Raw genomic sequence first — 26,551 nt, forward strand, 5'->3', positions numbered from 1 at the left:
GCTAATAGGCTTTTTCTTCACCCTTAAAGATATTTACCACCGTTTGTACTATAATTTTTAAATCCAGTAAAAGTGACCAGTTCTCTATATAAAAAACATCATACTTAATTCTGTTTATCATATCTTCATCGGTACTTATCTCTCCCCTGTATCCCTTAACCTGTGCAAGCCCGGTAATACCCGGCTTTACATACAGTCTTACAAGATATTTTTTAATGCTTTTGCTATATAGGTTATTTTGTGCCCATAAATGCGGCCTTGGCCCCACAACGCTCATTTCGCCCTTAAGCACATTAAGAAACTGTGGCATTTCGTCAAGGCTTGTTTTTCTTATAAAACGCCCTATCCTTGTTACCCTTGGGTCATTCTTAATAACCGATTCCTCTGTTGTTTTGTTAAGTCGCATGGACCTGAACTTATAACAAAAGAATTCCTTTTCATCTATACCCGGCCTTCCCTGTTTAAAAAATACAGGACCCGGCGATTCCAGTTTTATCAATATGGCCAGTAATGGCGTTAACCAAGACAATACAAACACAAAAACAAACAGAGAGAAAAGAATGTCAAACAGCCTTTTAAAAATCTTTGCCACAGGTTCGTGTAATGGTGTCTTTCTTAAGGACAGCACAGGGAAAAACTCGTAGTAATCTATTTTAAGGTTCTTGGCAAATATCTCCTTTGTATCGGGTATAAACTTTAATGTCTTGTCGTTAATATCGGCAAACTCTACCAGCCTTTTTAGTTGCAGGTTGGTTATTTCATTAAGCGAACAGTAAATCTCATCAATATTATTATCCAGGGTAAAGGCCTCAATTTCCGAGATCTTTCCTGTTATATTTTCATTCTGCTTCTTGTCAGAAAAAAAGCCCTTGAACTTGTATCCGTATTCCGTTTTATCCTCAAAAAGGGTTTTAAGCCTTAAAGCATCAGGGGTATACCCCACAATAACAGCATTCCTGTAATTACTGCCTGTCATTATTCTATACTTCCTAAGGTAGTAAAACAAAAGGAATTTAAACAGGGTAATAAGCGTAAAAGCCGTTACAAGGTATTCTGCTATGGCCTGCCCGCTAAATACAGCCTGCTTAGAAAACGGAAAAAAAGCAATTACTACCAACAGGAATATAATACCCTGCCTAACCAGTTTTGCTATTATTTCGATAGGTTTTGTAAAACGGTAAATCTCATAAAATCCAAAAAAATAGGATATTACTGCCCACGCCCCTACTTGATATAAGCCAAAATAAAATTCGTTAATACCCAGTTCCCAAAAAAAACAAGGAAACAGTACTGTTAGCACCAATACGTCAAAAAATATGCTTATTGGCCTTAGGTATTTAGAATATCTTCCCTTTCCGGACATAATTGTTTTTTAGTAGATATATCCTGAAAAATCTTTGTGTTCTTCTTTCAGTAATTCTTCGTGGCTAAGTGACTTAAAGTAGTCGTAAGTTATTTTCATTCCTTCTTCACGGCCTACTTTAGGTTCCCAACCCAAAAGTTCTTTTGCCTTTGTAATATCAGGCTGTCTTTGTAACGGGTCGTTTACTGGTAATGGCTTGTATATAATTTTTTGGGTAGTACCCGTAAGCTTTATAATTTCTTCAGCAAAGTCTTTTATAGTAATCTCATCAGGATTTCCAATATTAACAGGATAAGCATAATCAGAAAGCAAAAGCCTGAAAATACCTTCTACCTGATCGTCTACATAACAAAACGACCTGGTTTGCATACCGTCACCAAAAACAGTAAGATCTTCACCTCTTAAGGCCTGACCGATAAAGGCAGGAATTACCCTTCCGTCGTTGAGCCTCATTCTTGGGCCATAAGTATTAAATATCCTTACGATTCTTGTTTCCACACTATGAAAAGTATGGTAAGCCATCGTTATAGATTCCTGAAAACGTTTTGCTTCATCATAAACCCCTCTTGGTCCTATGGTGTTTACGTTTCCGTAGTAATCTTCATTTTGAGGATGTACCAACGGGTCTCCGTATACTTCTGAAGTAGAAGCTATAAGTATCCTTGCTTTTTTTACCCTTGCCAAACCTAAAAGGTTATGTGTTCCTAACGAACCTACCTTAAGGGTTTGAATAGGAATCTTTAAATAATCTATAGGGCTTGCCGGAGAAGCAAAATGTAATATATAGTCCAGGTTGCCCGGAATATTTACAAACTTGGTTACATCATGATGATAAAACTCAAAGTTAGGAAGTTTGAAAAGATGTTCTATGTTCTTAAGATCTCCCGTAATAAGATTATCCATACCTATTACAAAATAACCTTCCTTAATAAACCTGTCACAAAGATGAGATCCTAAAAAACCTGCAGCTCCTGTAATAAGTATTTTTTTCATCTTTTCTCTTTTTCTATAACACTGGAATACAATTCTTTATTAAAAAGGCAATACAATAATGTAAAGAAAACAACGCCTCGTTGCCTCCATAAAAAAGATTCGGTCAAAAATAAGGCTATCATTAGAATTGCGAAAGCAATATGAACAAAATCTTTATTGCTTAAACCGTTTTTAAGGTTAAGTAACATCATGGTTATTAAAATTAAAAACCCAAACAGTCCTAAATCGGCAAAAACCTCAACATACTGATTATGAAAATTAAGTCCGTTATATCCCCTGTGGGTTTCGTTTCCCTTAAAAACATTATGTTCATCTCCTTTTTCCTTTACCTTAACCAAAGAGGCATTAAGACCGTAGCCCTGAAAGAAAACAGGGTCTTCCTGAATCATTTCGGTAAATATGCGGATTTGATAAACCCTGAAAGAAGTTCCGTTAAAATAATCGTTTTGTGAAAAGGTTTCACTATTCCATGCCTGTGCTATAGTAATGGCTCTAGTCCCCATATCCTGAACTGCCTGTTCGGTATCCGGTTTAAACTCTACCTCAACCCTTTCTTTTATTTTACTAAAATATCCTGCTATTACTATCGCTGTTGCAAATACTACTGCAAATGTCCATTTGGTTTTTTTAGAAACCGGAGACCAGAACAGGAAATACAATATAATCAGTAAAATATCTGTAAGGAGTATGTTTTTAGAAGATAACAGAAAAATGAAAACGAAAAGAAACGCCAGTGCCAGATAGTCAAATTTTCGTTTTGTTCTTTTCGCTACAAAATAAAACAGGGCAACCGACATGAAAACCGATACATAAATGGCATTTACATCTTTTGTAACCAGTTCATGATAAAAGAAAACATTAGTGTCTCCTGTTTCAAAATATTTTATAACAGCCCTTATAACATAAAAAAGGGCATACGTAAACATTCCCCAACTGTAAAATTTAAGTATGTCTTTCTGTTGTTTAGGCCAAAGCCTTATAACAAAAAAAACAACAGGAATAATAAGTAACGGAATCTCTTTGGAAAGTGCCTTTAATGTACTTTTAAAATCTATGGACCAGATAAGAGAAGCTACCATAAGCAAAAAAAGAGCTACAGGCATAAACAGGGCTATATTAAAACTGAAGTCCTCCTTTTTTGCCGTAAACAGAGCATAAAGGGTAAAAAGTATAACCGTTATACTGCCAAATGCATAGTTTAACGGAGTGGTAAGCAATACGGCAACTGCTAAAAAAACCAGCGTTTTAGGGTTTGTTACAGGCCTCTTACTTTTTGGCAAGGCATTTTTCGAAGAATTGAAGATAGTCTCCATTAATTTTTTCCCAGTTAAAGTCTTCTATAATTGCTTTATAATTATTCTCAACGAGCTGCAAATTATCACTTTTTTTTAAGGTTTTAAGAATATTTGCCACTTCTTCAGGATTTGAGAAATAATAGGCGTTATTTTTAAGAACTCCTTTATTAAAATCGTTGTTATGTGCAACAATAAATGCTTTTGATGCCATTGCCTCTAATAAAGAAGGGTTGGTACCTCCTACCGAGTGTCCGTGGAAATAAATATTAGAAAAATATCTTAAGTTATCCAGGTGTTCTATATTATAAATACCTCCCATGAAGCGAATGTGAGTGTATGCCCCAAACTTATCCTTAAGATAAGCACCATATTTGGTTTGATGGTTCCCTATTACAAGAATCGGGGTTTTATCTTCGCTTTTAACAACGCCCTCCAACACCATGTCCAGATTGTTTTCCGGTTCAAAACGGGCCATTACCATATTATAATTGCCTTTCTCAACAAAATATTCTTTTATGAGGTCTTCATGTGGATTTTCAAACGGGTAAGCACCGTAGGCAATATATTCTGATTCTTTACCGTATCGTTTTTTAAGGGATTTTTGTATTCCAAGTGAGTCGGCAATAAGATAATCACTGCTTACTGCAGCCAGCCTTTCGGCAAACTTTAAAAACTGCCTTACCGGAGCCGAATATTTAGAGCGCTTCCACTCCAAGCCATCCATATTACTTATAATAAGCGGCTTTTTTGGAAGCAGGAAAAACCATATAGAACTACTGGTGTAACCTAATTGAAGTATAATATCAAAATCCCTTTTTCGGGAATCCATTATACAATTATAGTCATATATAAACTGGCCGAAAGTACCCATCTTATATTCCGGATCGTGCTGATGGATAATATAAGCTCCCTTAAACATTTTTTCCTGATAAGGATGATTATGCGAATTATACACATATACTTCATGCCCTTTATCAGCCAGGTAAGCCGAAAAGTATTCGGCAAACTGTTCAAAACCACCGTAATAATTGGGAACCCCTCTTGTACCTAATATGGCTATTTTCATTGTGTGTTTTTAAGGTGTGCAAATATAGGCCTTTTTAAAAACTTATGTTAAAAGGTAATAATGCCTTAACTATCCCTCCAGTATGCTGGATATATTCGCAATATATTTTTCCGGAGAAAATTCAGCAATCGCCCTTTCATATCCCTTTTCTCCCAGTTCTTTTCTAAGATCTGCGCTATTAATAAGCTTCAGCAAAGCATCGGCAAACTCTCCTTCATTTGATGGTTCCACAAGATAACCTGTTTCATTGTTTACCACTATCTCGGTTACTCCCCCATGATTAGAGGCTACAACCGGTTTTTTTGCCAGCATGGCTTCTAAAGCTACCAATCCAAAAGACTCTGCCTCTGTAGATGGCATAACAGCTATATCTGTAACATCCCAAATCTGTTTAAGGCTTTTAGTAAAAGGTAAAACTGTTACTTTGTTTTCCAAACCTTCGGTTTGTACTATTTCATAAACCTCATCCTCATAAAACTCCTGCCCCGGTACCGGAGAGCCTACCAAAAGTAATTTTGCTTTGGTTTGTTGCAGGTAATTAGTAAATGTGTTTAAAAGCCATTTGTGCCCTTTAAGCCTGCTTATCCTGCCCACCAGGGTAATAATAATATCTTGCTGTGAGAACCCAAAATCTTCTTTTGTTGCAGCTTCCCTCTGCGATTTTGATACAGCAGGGCCATTATGCACCACAACCGTTTTTTTACTTAAAGACGGTTGCCTGTTTACCAGGTTGCTTTCCGTTGCCTGCGAATTACATATCACAACATCTGCTCTTTTGGCAAGCAGTTTAGGATAAGCTTCTGCAAAAATTTTAGGATGTACAATTATTTCATGTACATGCCAAACATGCTTTATTTTCCTTTTTCGGGCATACATCATTCCTAACAATACTGCGAGTGTATTAGAGTAAACAATATCAAATTTATATTGCTTATTAAGCTTATCAAGAATCGCTATCCCTTTTTTTATGTCTTTTGAAAACCTTATCAGGTTTTTTGGTGTAAACATACTTCTGTAAACCTTAAGTACAGGAGCAACAACTACTTTTATATCCTGTTTTTCAAGCTCAGTTTTAAGCGGGCCTTCCTGTGGTAATACCACAACCGGAAAAAATTTAGTTTTATCCAGTCCGGTAACAGTAAGGTACAGCATCCTGTCTGACCCATACATTTCTGCTGCCTGATGTATTACAAGGATATTTTTCATTGCACGCGGTTTGTTACAGCCCTGGCTATGTTTTCCCTGTATCTCACTAAAAAGCCAAATATTACTGCCTTAGTATCTACCGTAAAGTAAAAGCCCATAAACACCCAATAAGACACAAACAGGTATACGCCCGTACCCACTATTAAAAAGTTAATATTGGTTATTACAGGGTCGTCAAAAGGCTTATTTTTAAACAGTAGGAAGATGGATATTAGCAATAATATTAACCCCATCAAACCTGATTTTAGAAAAACGGTTGTAAACCCGTTATGCAGGTAAGGAATAAAGCGCATATAGCTGCTTTGCAACCACATTTTCATTCTCAAATCAGTAGTTGAGCCCAAGCCTTTACCAAACGCAACTGCTGCAGGTCCCTTATCTGTTACCTGCTTATAGGTCATTATCGTTTCATAAGAACGGTAATTGTCATTAAGGTCTCTCCAGTCATATTTATTTACATGGGTTTTAAACGCTTCTTTAGGCGAATTTTTAATTTTATAGAAAAACGCCTCAACCCCTCTGGTTCTGCTGGGGTTTGAATAATATATAGCAGTATATCCGCCTCCCAAAATAAGTACCGAGAAAGCAAGTATGGTAAGTGAACGCCTGTCGGCTACAAAATATCCTTTCATCCCAACATATAAAATGGCAAACTGGATAAAGTTACTTCTTGCCAGATAAAGGATTGTGGAAAATATTAATAACGGAAGAAACAACTTAACCCTCTTGTCTGATATTTGAAGACCTAATTGTTTCCTGAAAATCAATATAATAATAGTATACACTTCAAAATCACTAAAATAACCGGTATACATCCTGAGTGTAGGCATGTCCCTTATGTAAAGGAAGGTAAAAGCATAAGCAAGATTAAGCATGTGAAAAACTGCTATAACAACACCTGTTTTTACAATTATATTAAACGGATTATCAAATTCGTCTTTACATATCTGATAGCCTATAAGTAATCCTAAAATAGGTTTGAGCATATAGGCAAAATCCCTTGCAAAAGGATAGGGCTCAGGAAAATCAAAAAAACTTACAATTAGAGCAATTAGAAGTATTCCTGTAAAACAGGCAAGCTGTTTTACCATAGTAAGGCTGTATTTTTTTCTTAAGGTAATTAAGGCTGTTAAACTCCACACAAAAAAAGTAGCCTCATATACGTTAAAATAAGGTACCACGATACAGGCCATAAATAATAACTCATAAATACGCTGTTTCTTTATCTTAAGTCCCATATCTTATTCTATAGTCTTTATGATTTTTGCGGGTACTCCCCCAATTACACAATTGTTGGGAAAAACACCATTTACAACTGCTCCGGCAGCTACCACACAATGGTTGCCTACCACACACCCGTCTAAAAAGGTAACCTTAGCACCTACCCATACATTGTTGCCTATCTTAATGCCTTTTGAGGTAACGCCCTGCTCCCTTATCAGTTTTGTTGTATCGTTAAAATTGTGATTTTCGGAATGAAAGCTTACATAAGAACCCATAATAACGTCATCGCCAATTTCAATTCCTCCGGCAGCACCAAATTCGGTAAAACGACCCATAGCCGAATTACTGCCTATTTTTAATCCTTTACCATATTTTGAAGGATGGCTGGTACAGCTAACCTGAGAGTAGGCACCAATGCTGCTTCCGTTGCCTATAGAAAGCCGCTCACTGGCATACCCGTCTATTTTTGTATTATGGGCAATGGTTACACTATGTCCAAAGTCTATGTTCCTTTTATTAGTAATACTACATCCTGAGCCTATGTATACTTTCTTGCCCAGCTTTAAATAACCTCTTAAAAGCATTGTTATTCTCTGGGATAATATTTTTCGGAAAAAACCATCGGGTATAGCAGAATCTACGGTGTAGTTTTTACCCGATTTGTGCAAAAGCTTCTGAAACAGTTTTTTCGTCATTCCTTATGCTGATATGGTCTCAAAAGTACAATAGTTTTTCTAATTTGCCTGTTTGAGCCTGTTTTTAATAACGCTTAAAAATAAAAGGCCTGTTATAAGTTCGGTTGCTATAAACGTTACTAAAACTCCCTGTAATTTATAAAAAGGCATTACTGTTACTATGGCTATAAGATTAACTATAACCATAACCATTGTTATACGGGTATATTGCCTGTTATAATTCCATCCTAAAACCAGCTGCTTTAATGGTACCGATAATGCAAATGTTATTGGTATCACTGTTCCTAATCGTAACAGCCCGGAAATTTCCTCTACAGATTCTGCTTTAAAGTAAATAACAACCGGTTTTGATAAAACAAACAGCAGCAACATTGCTATTACTATAAACACAAAATTGGCTCCGTTAAACACCTTCCAAAAACGTATTGCCTTCTTAGCATTGGTATCCAGCAAATAACACACTCTGGGGAAAACATAATTAAAGAACAGCAGTATATATGTCCTGAACATTACCACTATTCTTTCTACAATGGCATACATACCTGCGGCAGCATCTCCCATAAAAAGTTTTACCAATATAACAGGGCTGTACATTTGCAGCGACAACACAGCCTGAGAGGTAAAAATGGAAAAATTCTCTTTTAGATATTCCTTAACCTCATTAAAAGAAGTGGCTTTAAAACTTATTTCATAATGGTTTTTAAGGTATAAAAATGCTATTGTATTGGCTATTATCATTCCCAATCCCCACCATAGGTTAGCATAAATATAATCGTTAGAGGTTTTAATAAAACAAAACACCCCAACTACATAAATCACTTTTGAAAGGATATTAAGTATGGTAATCCATTTAAAATTTTCAACACCCTGAAAAACCCATGTGGGATTTATAAACTGACCTACTAAAATAGGAAGAGCCAAAAGGTATAACTCCTTTTCTTTACTAAAGTATGGTACTGTAACATACAGAGTACTCATAAAAGCTAAAACTACCGCAACCAATAATGCTTTAGCTATATAAGTCGTACCTACTATCTTTTCCAGCTTTTGTTTGTTTTCCCTGTTTACGGCAACTTCTTTTACTCCTGTTATATCACTACCATAATCTATAATAACAATTAACAGAAATGAAATGGCCAGTCCGGTACTGATTTTACCAAAACCATCCTCTCCGCAAACAGATATAAGGTAAGGAGCTACCAATAAAGGAGTAACAAGGTTAAAGCCCTGCCCAATACCATAAACCATAAGATTGGTTATCGATTTTCCCTTAAGTACTTTAAGTACCCCCATTTTACTCCTTTTTTTCTATCTGAACAAAATATATTACAAGATTCCTGTCTTTGTCTTCTGCAAAAGTATCATTGTCAAAAATAAACTGAGCTTTAGTTTTGGTATCTGCCTTTATCTCAAAAGGCAGTTTCATCTCATTATTATTTTCATTACCATTCAAATAGTAATCCCCTATCTTTTCATCTCCTATCTTTACCTGTAGGTGTGCGTGCTCTCCTTTTATGGGTTCTTTAGGTAGGCTGTTTGCTTTTATAACAAGATTATACTGTCCTTTTTCCAGTTTAAAACTTTCTGATGTTAGCCCTCCGTTTTCAAAAAGATATAAGTTCCCCTTATCATCAATATTTTTAGGGATAAACCTGTCGGAAGATAATAGCAAAGGAAATCCCTGCTTTGTCTTAGTTATATAATGCCTTGCCCAGCTATCATACAGTTCAATATTTTCACTAACCGAAAAGTTTTCATTTAAAAATGCCTCTTCTTCCTGTGTAAGGTCATAAGGCCTTGAGTTACCGTCAAGGTACCAAAAGGATTCTTTTTGTACAGTCCCTTCTTTCATTGCATTTACATAATCCCGCAGTTTCATTTCTAAAACCGGCTCACCAGTTGATTTAAAAAAATAACTCATGAGCCAGCCCCATGATGAAACCACTTTATCTCCCTGTGGATTGTTATTCATTATTTCGGTTGTCAGTTCCCTGTACTGCGATTTGGAAAGCTTATAATAATACTCTTTTACTATGAAAATATCGGTTAAGGAAAGTATAACTATCATTACTACGATAAGTACCTGAGAAATCCTGTTTCGCATTTGCTCTATAGCAATGGCAAATAGTAATGCCAATGCAGGAAGCATATGTATAAAATACCTGGACAGAATCATAGGCTCATCCAGATATGATTTGATTATGGACAACGGTATGGCAAAAAATATCCAGCAAAAAAAGATGAGTGCCGAGAATATAATATTATTGGAAAGCAGGGCATGTGCCGACAGCCTGTTTTCTTTCTGCTTAAAAAGATTTACAAAGTAAAATATGGCCAAAAGCAGGAAAAGGAACCATAATAGCTCTGTGTCTCCTGTTATTGCTTTTACTATATTCGAAAAACCATCGGGGCCCGGTAAAGTAAGCCAACCCGACTTATATTTAGATACTTTTAATATCAAACTGTATCCGGGAAGCAGTAATAAAAAAAGAGTTGTCCCGGCTACAACGCATTTTTGGAAAAAAGCCTTTCTTTCTTCTTTGGGTTGGGTATATAATATAAACAGTATAAGCAATGCCTGCCCAAACAAAGTAATGGCAGATACAATATGGGCATGAAACATAAGGGCCGCAAATACTCCATACCATATAGCATTTTTAACCGAGGGCCTTTTAAGGAAAACGGCCAGCTTATAAAAAGCCAGTGTACAGAACAAAACCAAAAGGATGTACGATCTTGCTTCCTGCGAATAAGTTATATGATACAGGTTAACCGTTAAAAGTAAGGCCGCAATAAGCCCTGTTCTTTTATTATATAGTTCCTTCCCTAACAAATAAATGGCATATACACTTGCTATACCTGTAAATGCCGAAAACAGCCTTGCCGTTAGGGTTGAGTATCCAAATATTACATTAAGTCCCTTAACTATTAAAAAATACATGTGGCCTATGCCCTCCCTTAAAAGAATGATATGATTCATTTCTCGAAAAGTCATGGAAGGGTCTGATTCGATCATGGTATGGATCTCGTCAATCCAAATACTTTGATAGTCTACATGAAACAGGCGCAAAAACGACGCCAATAACAAGATTGCTAATAGCCAATAGTTTTGTTGTATATATGCTGTAATTTTTTTCATACCTGGTGAAAGGCTTGTTTTTAAGAACAATTAATCTTCTAAAAAATCAAGATATTTTTTAGTATTAGGCGCGTCTGTATTTTTTCTTGAACTAAGCTGTAAAAGCAATACTATCAGGGTAACCGAGAACAACTGCAGTATGATGCCCATAATTATCATTATAAGGCTTGATGCCCATCCGGGAATAGCTTTTTCAGTAAAAAACTTTTGAAACAGTATATAGAAAACCCCTGCAAAACACAGAGCAATACCATAAAAGCAAAACTTTAATATTCTTACGGAAATTGAATCAAAATAAACCGAAATAGAACTAAGCCCATGTAATACCAAACTGGTAAAGTTCATTTTAGACTGCCCGGCATATCTTTTACCCCTGTCTAATAAAACCTTATTGTAAGGCAGTCGGGAATGCATCACAGCTCCGGAATAATGATTCCATATATTACTTAATGCCACCACCTTTTTTAACTGGTTAAAAGGCATAGCGCTAAAATTACCAAAGCTTATTTTTTTACCTGTCAGGGTATTAAAAAGTATCTTATAAAACCAATATCCGGTTTTAAACATAAGCGATTCCTCTCTTTTGTTTCTTTCGGCAAAAACAATGGTTTGGGTTTTAAGGCTCTTTTCCAGAAGTAACGGTATGTCTTCGGGCCTGTCTTCACCATCGCTGTCTAAAACGACTACGGCATCACAATCGGTAACTTCATTGTAAACATACTGTAACCCTACAGCTATTGCCCTTTGATGGCCTACATTAACCTTAAGATTGAGTATTTTTATGTTTTCTGACTGAAAAATCTCCTGTTCGGGCAATATTACAGACCCATCGTTAACAATAACCAAATTAAATATAAGTTCACTATGCTCTCCTTCCAACTGCATAATTTTATCTGCTAAAACAGCACAGCTGGGCCAGTCGTTATAAAGAGGCGTAACACAGTAAACTTTTTGCATAGGCGTTAGTTATAAGGTTGTAAGGAATCCTGCCAGTTATTTATCTGTAAATCAAATGTAGATTTTATTTTTTTCTTATCCAAAACGCTGTATTTAGGCCTTTTAGCCGGAGTTGGATATGCAGTTGTAGGTATTGGTTTTAAATCGATATCTACTTTATTTACTTTAAAAATTTCCTTTGCAAAACCATACCAGCTTGTTTCTCCTTCATTACTGTAATTGTAAATGCCATAAGCTTTTTTACCGCTTACAATAATCTTTAAAACTGCATCTGCAAGATCAACAGCATTGGTTGGTGTGCCTTTTTGGTCGTCTATCACTCCTAGTGAATCCCTTTCTGAAGCCAGCCTGAGCATTGTCTTCATAAAGTTATTGGCAAACTGAGAATACAGCCAGGAAGTTCTTATTATAAAATGTTCCGGAAGTATTTTTTCTATCTCTTCCTCTCCCTGTCTTTTTGTAAGGCCATACACTCCCTGCGGATTAGTAATATCCTCCTCCGTATAAGGTGTTGTTTTTTCTCCGTCAAATACAAAATCGGTAGAGATATGTACAAGCGTAGCTTTATTTGCCACACAAACTTCAGCAAGATTTTTGGCTCCGGCAACATTAATGGCAAAAGCATTTTCCTTATCGCTTTCTGCTTTATCAACCGCAGTATAGGCTGCTGCATTTATACAACAATCAGGTTTTATTTTAGCAAAAACAGATTCCAGTGAGACCTTATCCGTAACATCTGCCTCTTTACTGTCGGCATAATAAAACGTAAGGTTTTCATACTTATGTGCAATATGTTTAATGCACTGTCCTAACTGTCCCGATGCTCCTGTAACTAATACTACCATATTGCTCTGGCATTTTTTAAAACAGGCAATACTTTGTCCTTTTCAGAAATAATAAGGCTTTCCTGTGGTAATTTCCAATCTATATTCAGTTCAGGGTCATTAAAAAGTATTCCTCCTTCCGATTCCTTATTATAGAAGTTATCACACTTGTAGAAAAAAGAAGCCGTATCGCTTAAAACAATAAAGCCGTGGGCAAATCCTCTTGGCACAAACAACTGACGTTTATTTTCTGCAGTAAGTAATACTGCAACGTGCTCTCCGTAAGTAGAAGATCCGGGCCTTACATCTACAGCAACATCCAGTACTTCGCCTTCAAACACCCTTACAAGCTTAGCCTGAGCATGCTCTCCGGTCTGGTAATGCAGTCCTCTTAAAACTCCTTTAGAGGAATACGACTGATTGTCCTGTACAAAATGAACTTTTTGTCCGGTTTCCTGTTCAAAACGCTCTTCATTATAACTTTCCATAAAATAGCCCCTTTCGTCGTTAAAAACTTTAGGTTCTATTATAAAACATCCTTCCAGTTTTGTAGGTATTGCCGTCATTTAATCCAATATGCTTAATAAATGTTTGCCATACCCGCTCTTTAAAAGGGGTTCGGCAAGTTTTGTTAATTGTTCTTTATCTATAAAGCCCATTTTATAGGCTGCTTCTTCAATTGCTCCTATTTTTAATCCCTGGCGCTCTTCTATTACCTGTACAAACTGTCCTGCCTGCATCAGCGAATTAAATGTCCCGGTATCAAGCCATGCAGTACCCCTGTCCAGTATACTTACTTTTAGCTTGCCTCTTTTAAGGTATTCTTTATTCACATCGGTAATTTCAAGTTCTCCCCGGGCACTTGGCTGTATACTTGCTGCTATCTGTACCACATCATTATCGTAAAAATAAATTCCCGGTACAGCATAATGCGATTTCGGGTTTTGTGGTTTCTCTTCTATTGATAATACGTTCCCGTTTACATCAAAATCCACTACTCCATAACGCTCAGGGTCATGCACATGATAAGCATATATAATACCTCCCTCAGGGTCATTATTTGCCTGTAAAAGGTCCGAAAGACCTGTTCCGTAGAATATATTATCCCCAAGTATAAGGGCTACCTTATCGTTACCTATAAATTCTTTTCCAATAATAAAAGCTTCTGCAAGACCATTAGGATGTTCCTGAACCGCATATTCAAATTTACAGCCCAATCTAGAGCCATCGCCCAAAAGCTGTCTGAACAATGGTAAGTCATGTGGAGTGGAAATAATAAGTATCTCTCTTATACCAGACCACAACAGTGTTGATAAGGGGTAGTATATCATCGGCTTATCATAAATTGGCATCAATTGCTTACTTACCGCTAAGGTTAGCGGATGCAGCCTGGTTCCCGATCCTCCGGCTAATATTATTCCTTTCATATCAGTTTATTTTGTTAGTTTTTGCAAATACCATTCTATGGTCTTTACAATACCTGTCTCAAAATTCTCGTCGGCTTTCCAGCCCAGTTCATTCTCTATCTTAGTAGCATCTATAGCATAGCGAAGATCATGTCCCGGTCTGTCTTTCACAAAAGTTATAAGCTCATTGTACCTGCCCTCTTTTCTTGGATGCATGGTATCAAGCAAATCACAAATCTTGTTGGCTATGTACAGGTTATTCCTTTCATTCCTTCCGCCTATATTGTAAGTCTCACCGGCCCTTCCGTTTTTATAAACCAGGTCTATACCCTTACAATGATCCAGTACATATAACCAGTCTCTTACATTATCTCCTTTACCGTAAATAGGAATATTTTCTCCCGAAACGGCCTTTCTGATAATAGTTGGGATAAGCTTTTCCTGATGCTGTTTTGGTCCGTAATTGTTAGAACAGTTAGTAGTTACTACATTCATTCCGTAGGTATGAAAATAGCTTCTTACTACCATATCGCTGGATGCTTTTGAAGCACTGTATGGGCTATTAGGTGCATACGGTGTCTCTTCCGTAAACAATCCCTCTGCCCCTAACGTACCATATACCTCGTCGGTAGAAATATGGTGAAAACGGCAATCTTTATATTCTTCTTTATATTGGTTAGGAGCATCCATCCAGTGATTGCGGGCAGCATCCAAAAGGTTGAATGTTCCCACTACATTGGTTTTAATAAATGCTTCCGGCCCCGAAATAGAATTATCCACATGCGATTCGGCCGCAAAATGTATTACACCCCTAAAGTCATACTCTTTAAAAAGTTTATTTACCAGTTCCCTGTCACAAATATCTCCCTGTACAAATTTGTAATTAGGATTGCCTTCGGCTTCCTTAAGGTTTGCCAAATCTCCGGCATAAGTAAGTTTATCAAGGTTTACTAACAGAATATCCTTATTCTCTTCTAAAAAATATTCTACAAAGTTAGCTCCTATAAATCCGGCTCCTCCTGTTACTAATATCGCTTTATTCATTCTCTGTTATTACAATCTTTCTTTTGTTTACCTGTCTTTTATAGAAGGATAAAAACCATGCTAACAGCACGAATACCGCTACAAATACCACTGGGTAAATCATTTTCATCTTTCCTCTTAAAAGTGTTGGCTCATTAATATTAAGCACAGCACTACCGTCTTTAATTATCTTCGAATAGTTAACAAGATCCACGCGGTTTCTTGCCTGTTCATCTACCAGTTTTTGCTTTTCTTTTAAAACCTCATCAAGAGCTTTTTCCTCATTGAACACAACAGAGTTGCCTGACATTTTTTTAGCATAACTGTCCAGAATACCATCTATCTGTTTTAATAATGTGTCGTTTGCAGCAATCTTTATTTCCATATTTTTTGTCCATTCTTTTTGCATGGATTCTAAAAAAGGATCGTTATTTAAAAATTTCATTATTCCGTCAACAGTCTGTTGGGTAGACCACTCAGAAGAATAATAGTTAATAACGTGAAACTTATAGTTCTTACTGGTAACATCATCTTCCATTATCTTGTTTATGTCACCATTATCTGCCATAAGTTTAAGTATCTGAAACTTAAGGTTATCATTTTCTCTTACAAAATCATAGATGTCAACAACCGGTTCTACCTTAACTTTTCTAACCTGTTTAGTACTGTTAATTCCTAAATTGCTGAAAAAAGTAGAATCCCCAACCCTTGAATTAAGGAAATCAGCCTGAGAGTACAGGTAATCCACACTTTTAAAATTAGGGATAACAAAAATCTGGTTCTTGAAATATGGCCCTTTTTTGTAGTCTTTATAATAACCAAAACCAACTCCTGCAATAAAAAGTATTACAAGAACAATAATGTTACGCTTTACAAACTGCACTGCATTAAAAAAAGAATCGCCGGTTTTAGTAAAATAACCTTTTACTTTTCCGGACACATAATTAAAATCCAATTCCTTATCATAAGGACTGTTAGTGTTTTCTGCCATAGTTAGGTGACATTAAAAATTTGTTCTAAAATCTTGATTGTTATTAAATAGGTTGGTTTAACCCCTGATGTTCCAAGTCCTCCCGAAGCCAGTGTACTACCGGTTTCTAACGGATTGTCTGAAGCATAATAAGCATATCTCACCTTTACATCGGGATTAATGCTCTTTCTTATTTTTGAAGCCGACTGTATTGCTTTCTGGTAATAGGCTCCTTCCATTTCAAGACCAATAACACCCCAGGTAGACTCATTAAAAAATTTAAGCAGGTCCCTGTTTTGTAATGAAGTGCCTAAAACGGTTACCATAGGTCCCGAATATACGGGTATACCCTGCCCTTCCAGCATTTCAGGTTTTAAATCGTTTTCAAACGGGTAATTATCTCCTGTCCCCTCGTTAATGTGTGCCGAAGGTATCATTATATCTCCCTTGTTCCCTTCCAGTATTCCGGCTTTACCCATTATGGAAACCGATTCTACATCGAGAAAGGTTTTTACCTTATGTTCCTTAAACGGTTTTAAAAGCTCATCTATGGTTTCGTAAGCCTGTTCTCCAAAAGCATAATCCATTACGATTATTACCGGTCTCTCCGAATTTTTTTCGGCCAGTTTAAAAGGTGTTTTAGAAAAATCTATGCCTGCCGTATCAAAAACCTGTACATCTATATTAGTACCCGATGCATCGGGTATAAATATCATTCCGTTTTTAAGCGCCTCTTCCTCTACCCTTGCCCTAAGTTCCCCGTTTCCGGCTTTGCTTAGTTCCTCAAAAATAAAGAAATCACTTTTCCCTTTATATTCCTTTCCAAGTACATAATCGGCAAAGAAAGAATTCTTTACACTGTGCATGTTTGCACTTATAATGTGTATAGGCCTCTCTAAAAGTCCGTTTTGCTTTAAAATGGTCTTTATATTATTTGCCCATATTTCACCATGTATATGGTGGCCTAATCTTTCCCTTAATATAGGGCTAAAGGTTATGGTTCTTTTTGCACCGCCCATTGCCTCATCAATAGCCAGCTTCCCTAACCAGTATACAATCTGCAGGAACCTGTCCGGCGCTTCAGCAGAACCAAAAGCATCATAGATATCGAGTACTTCAGAGAATGTCCTTCCCAATACACCCGAAACATGTGATATCGCTTTTTCGCGCTCTACAGGGTTAAGTTTTTTGGTTTTTTGAAGTACTACCTGTTCCAGTTTGTACCAGTCGTGAGTAATTTCTCCGTTATCATCTATAAGTACCCTGCTCTTTATTTTATGCGATTCTATAAAAATAAAGGTGAGGTGGGTTAGTATATCATAAATATCCGAACGCCCGCGGGTAATCTCCACATTCATCTGCTCCTCATCTATACGGTAGCAGTTTCTCCTTCGCTTAGGCGGTACGATAGCCTTAAAGTGAGATTTGGAATAACCTTCGTCAGACGTTAAATTGATAAAACGGCATTCCTCTATCCCTATGGGTAAACGTTCTATTACATAAAGTAATCCATTAAGCTCTGCTTTTTCCTCGGCTATAGAGCCGTATATTTCGGGTCTTAACAACAAAAGTGCTTCCCTAAGGGTATCGCCCGAAACCCCCATGGGCTTATAAAATCCCCTGTTTAAAAGGTGACGCATGGTTATATACAAACGCTCTATGGCAGCAGATGATTCCTGTGCTTTAGATCGAGATGTATTTTTAAGTCCCTGCATACTCTTATGTGTTTATTGGCAAATGTAGGATTTTTATTTTGACTGAAGTTTTTATGTATTTAACGAAATTATGAATGCTTTTTTATGCTTTTAAGGCATCGGCTATTTTTCTGTCGTTAGACAACCTTGGCAGTTTGTTTTGGCCTCCCAGTTTACCTATGGATTTCATGTATTCCTGAAAACCATTTTTGGGCACTTTTGTAATAACTACCGTACGTAGTATATTACCCGATATTAAATCATCATAATAAACATTTTGTTTTCTCATGGCCTTATCTATTGCAAGAGAAAAGGCATCCATATCTGCCGGTTCTTTTTCAAACTCTATAAACCACTCATGGTAAGGAAGTCCGCTTTCAGGGTTTATCTGAGGGGCTACCGTAAACTCGTTTACACTAACATCTGTCCCTTCCATTGCTTCTTTAAGTGCACTTTCCACCTCTTTCCCAATAACATGCTCACCAAAGGCAGATATAAAGTGCTTAATCCTGCCGCTTACCACTATCCTGTACGGACTTAATGAAGTAAACTGTATGGTATCTCCTATATTGTAACCCCACAATCCGGCATTGGTAGAAATAATCATAGCATAATTAATACCTAATTCCACTTCGCCTATGGTGTAACGCTTAGGATGTTCGTTAAAAAACTCATCCGCTTTTATAAACTCATAAAAGATACCGGAGTTAAGCAACAACAACATTCCTTTCTTGGTTTGGGTATCCTGATAGGCAAAGAAACCTTCGGATGCAGGAAACAGTTCTATACTGTCTACTTTACGCCCGATAAGATTTTCAAATTTTGCACGGTAAGGCTCATAGTTAACCCCCCCATATATAAACAGGCTAAAGTTTTTAAATATCTCGCCTACTTTTTTACTTCCTTTTTTCTCAAGCCTTTCAAAATACATTTGTACCCACGACGGTATGCCCGATATTACGGTCATATTCTCGTTGTATGTCTCCTCTACTATAGCATCTACTTTTTGCTCCCAATCGTCTATACAATTGGTTTCCCAGCTTGGCATACGATTCCGTTGCAGATAAGCCGGTACAAAATGGGCAACAATGCCCGAAAGTCGTCCAAACTTAATACCGTGCTTTTCCTCAAGCTCAGGGCTACCTTGTAGAAATATCATTTTACCGTCTACAAAAGCGGCTTTACCTGTTTCATGGATGTAGTGTAATATGGCATCTCTTGCGGCCTGAATATGATACGGCATCGATTCTTTGGTAAGCGGAATGTATTTTGCGCCCGAGGTAGTCCCCGATGTTTTGGCAAAATATAACGGCTTGCCCGGCCATACTATATCTTCTTCTCCTTTTACAACCTTTTCTATATAGGGTTTTAAATCCTCATAGTCCCTTACAGGTACATGTTTTACAAAATCTGAATGCTTTTTTATACCTTCAAAATGATGGTCTTTGCCAAACTGCGTCCCCAAGGCATTTTCAATCAGCATTTTTAAAACCTGCTGTTGCGTTTCCACAGGGTGCTTTGCCCATTTTTGGGTATCATTGTATACCTTTTTGGCAAATAATTTAGCTGCAAACGATTTTATAGACATAGGCTGTTATTCAAAATCAATAAATTGTGTTGGGTTAATAGGATATCCGTCTTTCCATAATTCAAACTCAAAGTTAGCTCCCCCTCCGTTTGTAGGTGGTGTGCCGGCGGTGGCAATAGCCTCACCCGACTTAACAACGTCTCCCTGTGTTTTACTTAATGATGCTACCCTTTTATATATAGAGATAATACCATCGTTATGACGTACTATAATTACATTTCCTTTTGTTGGGGTCCAGTCGGCAAACAATACCGTACCTGCCGCTATCGATTTTACCGGAGTATCGTTAACCAATGTTATATCTACCGAGAAGTGTTTCTCCTTAGCATTGTAATTTTCGGTTATATGTCCTTTTGCCGGCGGAAAAAGTACAAGGTTCACCTTTGGCTGCGATTTTTCAAACAGGTTGTATTTATCTTCAAGCGCAACCTCTTCCCTTAGCTTGAGTTCTGCCTCTTTAGGGGCTAAATCTGCCACAGCATCGTTATGCTCTGCCGCTATTATGGAATCCCTGTCCAGTTTGGTATGTTCAAGGTCACCAGTAAGTACCTTTTTAATGGAATTTAAATAGGCCGTATTGGCATTAAGCACTTTTTGAAGCGAGTCTGATTTTATAGCGTTATCGGTTGCTTCCTTTTTCAGCTTAGCCGACGAATATCCCGGTATGTATTCTCTTAAAGGGGTAAATGCGATTATATAGGTTGTTAGGGCAATCATCACGATACTTATAACCGTTATCCCCACAAAAACATTCATAAGGTTAAGCTTTAAGGAGAATATCTCCTCAAAGGAATCTTCATTTAAAATTACAAGGCGGTTTTTTGTAAAAAGCTTTTTCTTTATTAACTGCCTTTTTCGTCTTTTGCCCGACATACTTTTTGTTTAATTTGACAAATATAATAATACGCCAGCTCTTATTATAGCTAATGTTTTGGTATTATACATCAATTTTTTTGTTAATTAACGAAAACCAATACCAAATAATTGCCGTAAATAGTTATTGTAAATTATTTTATATTTAACTTTGTCGCAAATAATCATTTTATTTATTATAATTATGAACATGTTAGCAATTTTTTTAGGAGCAGTTGGCCCATGGCAGATAGCCATAGTTGTAGTCTTAATTGTACTGCTTTTTGGCGGAAAGAAAATTCCTGAATTAATGAGAGGGCTGGGGTCTGGTATTAAGGAATTTAAAGATGCAGCAAGAGAAGACCAACCTGCAAACTCGAGAAACGAACAGTCTCAAAAAGAAGAAAATAAATTATAATATCCCTTTTATTATAATAAAAACCTCTAAGTATTTGCTTAGAGGTTTTTTTGTTTATATCTGTTATGATTAGTTATTCTGACCGATATGATCTACTTCATTAGTGTTGTAGATGTACTGTATAGACTTGTCAAAAGCCAATATAGGGTAGAAAACAATTGATAGAAATATAAGCCCTATCGTAAAGCCTTCGTTTTTTCCAAAGCTTTTTGATAATAAATTTGTTGCCCAAATACCAAATATGAAGTTAACCCCCGGTATTATAAGAAGGAAAAACCACCACCATGGTTTCCTTATAATTTCAAGAAAAACAAGTGTTCCATAAATAGGCACAATGCTGGCCCATCCCGGTTTTCCAGCCTTTTGATAAATTTTCCATTTGCAAACTATCATAAATATTACAATAGCTAAAATGAAGAAAAAGTATGCCCCTAAAAAGGCAAATAGTGTTGAATCGTCCTTAATGATAAGGTTGTTAAAATTTGTTAAATGCTAATTTATAGATTTTTACAATATCATGGTAAGTTGTATTCTTTTTCTTGCATCATCAATCTCAAGAACCTTTACCTCAACATGCTGATGCAGTTTTACCACTTCATTCACATCGCTCACAAAGCCTTCCTTAAGCTGTGAGATATGTACCAGTCCGCTTTCTTTGATGCCTATATCCACAAAGCAGCCAAAATTAGTAATGTTGTTTACAATTCCCGGTAATATCATCCCTGTACGCAGGTCGTTTATTGTCCTTACGTTAGGGTCGAACTCAAATACCTTTGCCGATTTCCTCGGGTCAAGTCCCGGTTTCTCAAGTTCCTTTAAAATATCCTTTAGTGCCAGTACCCCTACATCTTCGGTAGCATAACTGGTAACCGAAATTTTTGCAATAGCTTCTTTATTCGAAACAAGGTCGGCTGTTTTAAGCTTCATGTCCTTCGCCATTTTCTCCACAATGCTGTATGCTTCAGGGTGTACAGCCGAGTTATCCAGCGGGTTTTTGGCATTCGGTATCCTTACGAAAGCAGCCGCCTGCTGGTAGGCCTTATCTCCCAGCCTTGGTACTTTTTTAAGCTGTTTCCTGTCTTCAAACGGACCATTTTCACTACGGTAGTTTACAATGTTCTCGGCCAGCTTTTCGCCTATACCCGAAACATACCCTAACAGTGATTTACTGGCCGTATTGATATTAACCCCTACCGAGTTCACACATCGCATTACCACAGTATCCAGTTCCTCTTTCAGTTTGCCCTGGTCTACATCGTGCTGGTACTGACCCACACCAATCGCCTTTGGCTCGATTTTTACCAACTCGGCAAGCGGATCGCTCAGCCTGCGGCCTATGGACACAGCTCCCCTCACGGTTACATCATAATTAGGAAACTCGTCCCTTGCTATTTTTGATGCCGAATACACCGATGCCCCTGCCTCGCTTACTACAAATACTTGTATAGGCTTGTCAAAGGCGATTTTCTTGATAAAATGTTCGGTTTCGCGCGATGCGGTTCCGTTTCCTATAGATATGGCATCTATTTTATAGGCATTTACCATAGAACGTATTTTTTTCATGGCAATGGCACTCTCATTTTGCGGCGGATGCGGGAAAATGGTCTCATTGTACAGCAGGTCTCCTTTTTCGTCAAGGCAAACCACCTTACAACCTGTACGGTATCCCGGGTCTAATGCCAGTATCCTCTTTTCTCCCAGTGGCGGAGCCAGTAATAACTGCCCTAAGTTTCCGGCAAAAACACCTATAGCGGTAGCATCGGCCTTTGCTTTGGCTTCCTGCAGCACCTCGTTAGAAATGGCAGGTGCCAGCAGCCTCTTGTAACTGTCCTTAATGGCCAGCTTTAGCTGGCCCGCGGTTTCGCGGTTATTTTTTATAACAGCCTGCTCCATAAAATCGAGTGCTTCGTCGCTGTCTATCTCTACCTTAAACTTGATAACGCCTTCGTTTTCGGCCCTGAGCATTGCAAGTACCCTGTGTGACGGGGCTTTTGCAAGGTTTTCGCTCCAGTCTAAATACTGCTCAAACTTTTTGGCTTTCTCCTCGTCGGCATCCTTAACCTTTTTAGTGGTAATTTCTGCCTTACGGCCGTACATCCTTCTCAGGTTTTTACGCACATAAAGGTTCTCGTTTATCCATTCGGCAATAATGTCGCGGGCACCCTGCAGCGCCTCGTCTTCATTTGCCACTTTATCGTTAAGGTATTTTGATGCTATAAAATCGATGTCATCGCTGTTTTGAGCCATGATAATTTTTGCAAGCGGCTCCAGTCCGTTTTCGCGTGCGGTATCGGCTTTGGTCTTTTTGCGTTTTTTAAACGGAAGGTAAAAATCCTCCAGTTCGGTCATATCAAAGCTGGCATCGATTTTCTGCTTTAAATCGGGCGTTAGCCCGTTTTGCTCCTCAATACTCTTTAAAATCGCTTCTTTACGCTTTACAATAGCCTCATACGCCTGGCTAAGCTTTGCAATCTGTTCTATAACCACCTCATCAAGGTTGCCCGTCCTGTCTTTACGGTAACGTGCAATAAAAGGAATAGTACAGTCTTCGTTTAGCAGCTGTAAGGTGTTTTCAATGCTTTTTACAGGGGCGGTAACCTGCCCCGAAATGAATTGGATGTTTGTCATTATTATAGAATAAGGACTACAAACATAGTGTTCTTATTTTATAAATTTAATGGGTGCCGGCCAGAAGTTTTTAACGGACCCTCTACTTACCCTTACCGCCGCATATACCGGATACAGGAAGTTAAAAGTACCCACACCAATTAATAAACCTACAAACAGAAACGGGTTAAACGGGTAGTGCATAATCTTACAAAAGGCAAAAGCAAATATCAATAAGTAAAAACATACCGTCCAAAATATCTGGAAGTTTAATATGTTCTTACCCTGCCCCGCTACCGAAACTATCCTGTCTCTTTTGTTAAGCCATAATATAAGCGGAAGGATTATATTACCCAGCGGTATCACTACCGAACTCATTACCGAAAGGTGCATGTATACCAAATAGGTCCTGTCTTCGGTTTTACCGTAATCTACCAAATCCTCTATGTTAATCTCAAGGGCTTCGCATATCCCTTTAAGGCTGTTGCCACGGGGTTCGGTTTCTTCCTTTTCTATACGCTGTAGTGTGCGTAAATTTATCCTGGCAATCTCGGCTACCTCTTCCTGGGTTAACCCTTTTTGCTTTCTTATTTCGGCAATTCTTTTTCCAATGGTTTCCATAATTTTTTGATTTAAAGTTATGGGACAAAATTATTGACCAAGGTAGGCATTTGATAGCGGTTTTACTACGGCATTTTTACGGCATTTGTGTCAAAGTGCTGGAAAATAAGGGTAAAATAAATATTTAAATCTATAATTAATTAATCCTATATTCGTCCCTAATTTTAAAACACGCACCTAAATAATGAAAAAAAAGACCTTAATATTAATTGCTTCAATAGCCTTTTCAATTAATTTATCAGCTCAAAATTTATTTCCCGTAAAATTAGAAAATTGTAAAACAGATAGCTTTTGTCTTGACTGCGGTGATATAAAAGCAGGATATGACGAAAATGAATTTTCAAAAATGCTAAGCACTCTTAATAAATCACTTAATTTAAAAGGTATTAAAGGAGCTGTCAAATTTCAGGTTTTAATAGATAAAAAAGGTAGAGGTTGTGTTCTTAGTCACACCGACAATTCGAAAAGCTTTATATCCCAAAAAATTATTGATGAACTTAATAAGTTCAATAAGTGGATACCTGCAGAAACCGATGGTGAGAAAATAGAAAAAACGTCAGTTAACTTTATTTTTAAAATTGAGAATAATAAGCTTACCGGAGAAATTGAACGGGTTGATATGGATGCTTTTATGAAGTCTTTCGATAAACCCGTTGATCCGAAAGTATCTAATGACCATTACACGTATACAAATGACAATTTAAAAAACTATAATATAACTGTTTGGAATTCAAAAAATTCTGACCTTCCGAATAATATGACAAATAACATAGCCATATCAAAAAATGGTATTATATGGCTTACAATTGATGAAGGTTTAGTTCAGTTTAACGGTAAAAATTTTACCCGAACAGAGCAGGATATTACTGATAAAGGGAAATATTTTGGTTACTCATCTTTAGCTATTGATAATAATGATACTAAATGGGTCTATGCTAAAAATAATTTATACAGTTATGATGATAAAAAATGGTCAATATATACTTCTGAAGATATAGGGTTAGACGGAATACATGAAGTTATAAACAATCCAAACTCAAATGAAATCTATGTATGTTCAAATGAAGGTTTGGCTATTTTAAAAAATAACAAATGGTCAGTCTTAAATAAAGATAATACTAAAGGACTCCCTTCTAATAGAGTTTTCTTTGTAAAAAGAGATTCTAAAAACAGACTTTGGATAGGGACTTATGAGGGTACAGCAATGATTGATGAAAATGGCGTTGTTACTAACTTTGAAAAAACAAAAACATTACTTAAAGGTAAATGTATTAGCTCTATGGACGAAGATCCTAAGGGAAATCTATACTTTACTTTATTTGAATATGACAGAAAAGACAGCAAAACTTTAAATTATGTTGAAGGAATTGCAGTTTGGTCAAATAATGGAATTTTTAATCTTCTTAGTATTGAAAATTCAGGAATGCCTTCTGATCATGCTAACAGTCTGGTTTATGATAAAAAGGAAAACGTTTTGTGGATAACTACTAATAATGCAGGTTTAGTAAGATATGATTTAAAAGACGGGTGGGAAAATTACCATAATAAAAATTCTGACATTCCTACTTCTTACATATCAAAAGTAATTTTGGATAATAACGGAAATATTTTACTGGCTACAAGACAAGGGCTTGTAAAAATTGAAAAGAAATAAATTTTATCAAAACTGAAGTTATAAATAGCTTCAGTTTTTTTAATCCTGAACAATAAAATCCTTAGGATCTTCCTTTTTAAATTCGGGCTGTATGTTAACGTGGTTAATGCCAAATTTTTCATACAACACATCCTCAATATCCTGTAACAGTACATTAAACTGCGATAGTGTAATATCGTGCGTACAGTCTAAATGTGCTTCCAGGTGCAGTTCTTCCTCGTTTAGGTGCCAAACGTGAATGTGGTGCAGTTTATTAACACCCTCAATTTTGTGTACTTCCCTAACTATGGCTTTAATGTCTATAAATTCGGGCGTGAACAGCATCAGCATTTTGGTGGATTTTAATAACAGGTCTGCCCCTACTACTACCAGGTAAATGGCAATAATAAGTGTCATAACCCCGTCTACCCAGTACAGTTCAAAATACTTCATCATTATACCGCCTACCAGTACGGCTACCGATGCCATCATGTCTGTTAATAAGTGCAGGTAAGCCGATTTCATGTTCAGGTTATGGTCGGCATCCTTTTTAAGCAACAGTACCGAAAGTCCGTTTACTACGATACCTAAAACCGACAACCATATAACCAGCCCCGGCTTGATAATAACCGGTTCAAAAAAACGGGTAATTGCCTCATAAATAAGGTAAATGGCTACAAGAACAAGAGTAAGGGAATTTACAAAAGCCGCAATAAGCTCTGATCGCTTAAGCCCAAAGGTTTGGGAAATGGTGGCTTTTTTTCGGGAGAGTTTATGGGCCACATAACTTATTACCAGCGAAAGTACATCGCTAAAGTTATGCAACGCATCAGACAATAAGGCCAGGCTGCCGGAAATTATTCCTCCCACAACCTGGGCTATTGTTATTAGTGTATTGAGCAATATGGAAAAAAGCAGGTTTTTTCCCTCAACCTCATGTTTATGTATACGATGATGATGGTGCCCGCTCACTACAA

Annotated in this window: 24 protein-coding genes; 2 read left to right on the plus strand and 22 right to left on the minus strand. The window is 37.1% G+C overall.

Annotation, left to right across the window (positions count from 1 at the left end; all coding sequences use genetic code 11):
• Nucleotide 1: 1 nt before the first annotated feature.
• From FUA48_RS03950 to FUA48_RS04035, 18 genes are all read right to left on the minus strand, one after another.
• Nucleotides 2-1,363 (minus strand): undecaprenyl-phosphate glucose phosphotransferase, encoded by a 1,362-nt coding sequence (locus FUA48_RS03950; RefSeq protein WP_147582339.1) that lies wholly within the window; start codon nt 1,361-1,363, stop codon nt 2-4.
• A 9-nt stretch (nt 1,364-1,372) separates the two neighbouring features.
• A complete protein-coding gene (locus FUA48_RS03955) occupies nt 1,373-2,356 on the minus strand; it encodes a UDP-glucuronic acid decarboxylase family protein (protein ID WP_147582340.1) in 984 nt (327 codons plus the stop codon).
• Nucleotides 2,353-3,669 (minus strand): O-antigen ligase family protein, encoded by a 1,317-nt coding sequence (locus FUA48_RS03960; protein ID WP_147582341.1) that lies wholly within the window; start codon nt 3,667-3,669, stop codon nt 2,353-2,355. Before FUA48_RS03960 ends, FUA48_RS03955 begins: the two co-directional genes overlap by 4 nt.
• Nucleotides 3,623-4,717 (minus strand): DUF1972 domain-containing protein, encoded by a 1,095-nt coding sequence (locus FUA48_RS03965; RefSeq protein WP_147582342.1) that lies wholly within the window; start codon nt 4,715-4,717, stop codon nt 3,623-3,625. Before FUA48_RS03965 ends, FUA48_RS03960 begins: the two co-directional genes overlap by 47 nt.
• 69 nt (nt 4,718-4,786) lie before the next feature.
• Entirely contained in the window at nt 4,787-5,923 is a 1,137-nt protein-coding gene (locus FUA48_RS03970; RefSeq protein ID WP_147582343.1) for a glycosyltransferase family 4 protein, read from the minus strand.
• Nucleotides 5,920-7,161, minus strand: a complete 1,242-nt coding sequence (locus tag FUA48_RS03975) for a hypothetical protein (protein WP_147582344.1) — start codon at nt 7,159-7,161, stop codon at nt 5,920-5,922. Before FUA48_RS03975 ends, FUA48_RS03970 begins: the two co-directional genes overlap by 4 nt.
• 3 nt (nt 7,162-7,164) lie before the next feature.
• Complete coding sequence (locus FUA48_RS03980) at nt 7,165-7,842, minus strand: acyltransferase (protein ID WP_147582345.1); 678 nt, start codon at nt 7,840-7,842, stop codon at nt 7,165-7,167.
• A 39-nt stretch (nt 7,843-7,881) separates the two neighbouring features.
• On the minus strand, nt 7,882-9,135 hold the full coding sequence (locus FUA48_RS03985) for an oligosaccharide flippase family protein (protein ID WP_147582346.1): 1,254 nt from the start codon (nt 9,133-9,135) through the stop codon (nt 7,882-7,884).
• A 1-nt stretch (nt 9,136) separates the two neighbouring features.
• Nucleotides 9,137-10,981, minus strand: a complete 1,845-nt coding sequence (locus FUA48_RS03990) for a glycosyltransferase family 39 protein (RefSeq protein WP_147582347.1) — start codon at nt 10,979-10,981, stop codon at nt 9,137-9,139.
• Nucleotides 10,982-11,011: 30 nt separating this feature from the next.
• Nucleotides 11,012-11,938, minus strand: coding sequence for a glycosyltransferase (locus tag FUA48_RS03995; RefSeq protein ID WP_147582348.1), 927 nt, complete (start codon nt 11,936-11,938; stop codon nt 11,012-11,014).
• Nucleotides 11,939-11,943: 5 nt separating this feature from the next.
• Nucleotides 11,944-12,783 (minus strand): dTDP-4-dehydrorhamnose reductase, encoded by an 840-nt coding sequence (gene rfbD / locus FUA48_RS04000; RefSeq protein ID WP_147582349.1) that lies wholly within the window; start codon nt 12,781-12,783, stop codon nt 11,944-11,946.
• Nucleotides 12,777-13,328, minus strand: a complete 552-nt coding sequence (rfbC, locus tag FUA48_RS04005) for a dTDP-4-dehydrorhamnose 3,5-epimerase (protein ID WP_147582350.1) — start codon at nt 13,326-13,328, stop codon at nt 12,777-12,779. Before rfbC ends, rfbD begins: the two co-directional genes overlap by 7 nt.
• On the minus strand, nt 13,329-14,189 hold the full coding sequence (gene rfbA, locus FUA48_RS04010) for a glucose-1-phosphate thymidylyltransferase RfbA (RefSeq protein ID WP_147582351.1): 861 nt from the start codon (nt 14,187-14,189) through the stop codon (nt 13,329-13,331).
• A gap of 6 nt (nt 14,190-14,195) precedes the next feature.
• The gene (gene rfbB, locus FUA48_RS04015) at nt 14,196-15,212 is read right to left on the minus strand and encodes a dTDP-glucose 4,6-dehydratase (RefSeq protein ID WP_147582352.1); all 1,017 of its coding nucleotides are present in this window, start codon (nt 15,210-15,212) and stop codon (nt 14,196-14,198) included.
• On the minus strand, nt 15,205-16,182 hold the full coding sequence (locus tag FUA48_RS04020; RefSeq protein ID WP_147582353.1) for a hypothetical protein: 978 nt from the start codon (nt 16,180-16,182) through the stop codon (nt 15,205-15,207). The genes rfbB and FUA48_RS04020 overlap by 8 nt, the downstream gene beginning before the upstream one ends.
• A gap of 2 nt (nt 16,183-16,184) precedes the next feature.
• Nucleotides 16,185-17,876: a DUF6909 family protein gene (locus FUA48_RS04025; protein WP_147582354.1), complete on the minus strand. Its 1,692-nt coding sequence runs from the start codon at nt 17,874-17,876 to the stop codon at nt 16,185-16,187.
• An 82-nt stretch (nt 17,877-17,958) separates the two neighbouring features.
• Nucleotides 17,959-19,443 (minus strand): GH3 auxin-responsive promoter family protein, encoded by a 1,485-nt coding sequence (locus FUA48_RS04030; RefSeq protein WP_147582355.1) that lies wholly within the window; start codon nt 19,441-19,443, stop codon nt 17,959-17,961.
• A 6-nt stretch (nt 19,444-19,449) separates the two neighbouring features.
• The gene (locus FUA48_RS04035) at nt 19,450-20,316 is read right to left on the minus strand and encodes a murein hydrolase activator EnvC family protein (RefSeq protein WP_129750581.1); all 867 of its coding nucleotides are present in this window, start codon (nt 20,314-20,316) and stop codon (nt 19,450-19,452) included.
• Between the two features lie 190 nt (nt 20,317-20,506).
• On the opposite strand from FUA48_RS04035, the gene tatA reads away from it, so the two are divergent.
• Nucleotides 20,507-20,713, plus strand: coding sequence for a twin-arginine translocase TatA/TatE family subunit (tatA, locus tag FUA48_RS04040; RefSeq protein WP_205729442.1), 207 nt, complete (start codon nt 20,507-20,509; stop codon nt 20,711-20,713).
• Between the two features lie 69 nt (nt 20,714-20,782).
• Here tatA and FUA48_RS04045 read toward each other — a convergent pair whose 3' ends face one another.
• The 3 genes from FUA48_RS04045 to FUA48_RS04055 all read right to left on the minus strand — a co-directional run bounded on the left by FUA48_RS04045 (nt 20,783) and on the right by FUA48_RS04055 (nt 23,941).
• The gene (locus tag FUA48_RS04045) at nt 20,783-21,106 is read right to left on the minus strand and encodes a DUF5684 domain-containing protein (protein ID WP_205729430.1); all 324 of its coding nucleotides are present in this window, start codon (nt 21,104-21,106) and stop codon (nt 20,783-20,785) included.
• Nucleotides 21,107-21,220: 114 nt separating this feature from the next.
• Nucleotides 21,221-23,341, minus strand: a complete 2,121-nt coding sequence (locus FUA48_RS04050) for a Tex family protein (RefSeq protein ID WP_147582357.1) — start codon at nt 23,339-23,341, stop codon at nt 21,221-21,223.
• Between the two features lie 33 nt (nt 23,342-23,374).
• On the minus strand, nt 23,375-23,941 hold the full coding sequence (locus FUA48_RS04055; RefSeq protein ID WP_147582358.1) for a helix-turn-helix domain-containing protein: 567 nt from the start codon (nt 23,939-23,941) through the stop codon (nt 23,375-23,377).
• A 184-nt stretch (nt 23,942-24,125) separates the two neighbouring features.
• On the opposite strand from FUA48_RS04055, the gene FUA48_RS04060 reads away from it, so the two are divergent.
• The gene (locus FUA48_RS04060) at nt 24,126-25,595 is read left to right on the plus strand and encodes a ligand-binding sensor domain-containing protein (protein WP_147582359.1); all 1,470 of its coding nucleotides are present in this window, start codon (nt 24,126-24,128) and stop codon (nt 25,593-25,595) included.
• A gap of 39 nt (nt 25,596-25,634) precedes the next feature.
• Here FUA48_RS04060 and FUA48_RS04065 read toward each other — a convergent pair whose 3' ends face one another.
• Nucleotides 25,635-26,546 (minus strand): cation diffusion facilitator family transporter, encoded by a 912-nt coding sequence (locus FUA48_RS04065; protein ID WP_147582360.1) that lies wholly within the window; start codon nt 26,544-26,546, stop codon nt 25,635-25,637.
• Between the last annotated feature and the right edge of the window lie 5 nt (nt 26,547-26,551).

It is taken from the genome of Flavobacterium alkalisoli (assembly GCF_008000935.1).
GTDB classification, from domain to species: domain Bacteria; phylum Bacteroidota; class Bacteroidia; order Flavobacteriales; family Flavobacteriaceae; genus Flavobacterium; species Flavobacterium alkalisoli.

Bases quoted from the DNA above. Each gene is read 5' to 3' on its own strand.
- FUA48_RS03950 (WP_147582339.1), bottom strand. From the start codon at position 1,363: ATGTCCGGAAAGGGAAGATATTCTAAATACCTAAGGCCAATAAGCATA.
- FUA48_RS03955 (WP_147582340.1), bottom strand. From the start codon at position 2,356: ATGAAAAAAATACTTATTACAGGAGCTGCAGGTTTTTTAGGATCTCAT.
- FUA48_RS03960 (WP_147582341.1), bottom strand. From the start codon at position 3,669: ATGGAGACTATCTTCAATTCTTCGAAAAATGCCTTGCCAAAAAGTAAG.
- FUA48_RS03965 (WP_147582342.1), bottom strand. From the start codon at position 4,717: ATGAAAATAGCCATATTAGGTACAAGAGGGGTTCCCAATTATTACGGT.
- FUA48_RS03970 (WP_147582343.1), bottom strand. From the start codon at position 5,923: ATGAAAAATATCCTTGTAATACATCAGGCAGCAGAAATGTATGGGTCA.
- FUA48_RS03975 (WP_147582344.1), bottom strand. From the start codon at position 7,161: ATGGGACTTAAGATAAAGAAACAGCGTATTTATGAGTTATTATTTATG.
- FUA48_RS03980 (WP_147582345.1), bottom strand. From the start codon at position 7,842: ATGACGAAAAAACTGTTTCAGAAGCTTTTGCACAAATCGGGTAAAAAC.
- FUA48_RS03985 (WP_147582346.1), bottom strand. From the start codon at position 9,135: ATGGGGGTACTTAAAGTACTTAAGGGAAAATCGATAACCAATCTTATG.
- FUA48_RS03990 (WP_147582347.1), bottom strand. From the start codon at position 10,981: ATGAAAAAAATTACAGCATATATACAACAAAACTATTGGCTATTAGCA.
- FUA48_RS03995 (WP_147582348.1), bottom strand. From the start codon at position 11,938: ATGCAAAAAGTTTACTGTGTTACGCCTCTTTATAACGACTGGCCCAGC.
- rfbD (WP_147582349.1), bottom strand. From the start codon at position 12,783: ATGGTAGTATTAGTTACAGGAGCATCGGGACAGTTAGGACAGTGCATT.
- rfbC (WP_147582350.1), bottom strand. From the start codon at position 13,328: ATGACGGCAATACCTACAAAACTGGAAGGATGTTTTATAATAGAACCT.
- rfbA (WP_147582351.1), bottom strand. From the start codon at position 14,189: ATGAAAGGAATAATATTAGCCGGAGGATCGGGAACCAGGCTGCATCCG.
- rfbB (WP_147582352.1), bottom strand. From the start codon at position 15,212: ATGAATAAAGCGATATTAGTAACAGGAGGAGCCGGATTTATAGGAGCT.
- FUA48_RS04020 (WP_147582353.1), bottom strand. From the start codon at position 16,182: ATGGCAGAAAACACTAACAGTCCTTATGATAAGGAATTGGATTTTAAT.
- FUA48_RS04025 (WP_147582354.1), bottom strand. From the start codon at position 17,876: ATGCAGGGACTTAAAAATACATCTCGATCTAAAGCACAGGAATCATCT.
- FUA48_RS04030 (WP_147582355.1), bottom strand. From the start codon at position 19,443: ATGTCTATAAAATCGTTTGCAGCTAAATTATTTGCCAAAAAGGTATAC.
- FUA48_RS04035 (WP_129750581.1), bottom strand. From the start codon at position 20,316: ATGTCGGGCAAAAGACGAAAAAGGCAGTTAATAAAGAAAAAGCTTTTT.
- tatA (WP_205729442.1), top strand. From the start codon at position 20,507: ATGTTAGCAATTTTTTTAGGAGCAGTTGGCCCATGGCAGATAGCCATA.
- FUA48_RS04045 (WP_205729430.1), bottom strand. From the start codon at position 21,106: ATGATAGTTTGCAAATGGAAAATTTATCAAAAGGCTGGAAAACCGGGA.
- FUA48_RS04050 (WP_147582357.1), bottom strand. From the start codon at position 23,341: ATGACAAACATCCAATTCATTTCGGGGCAGGTTACCGCCCCTGTAAAA.
- FUA48_RS04055 (WP_147582358.1), bottom strand. From the start codon at position 23,941: ATGGAAACCATTGGAAAAAGAATTGCCGAAATAAGAAAGCAAAAAGGG.
- FUA48_RS04060 (WP_147582359.1), top strand. From the start codon at position 24,126: ATGAAAAAAAAGACCTTAATATTAATTGCTTCAATAGCCTTTTCAATT.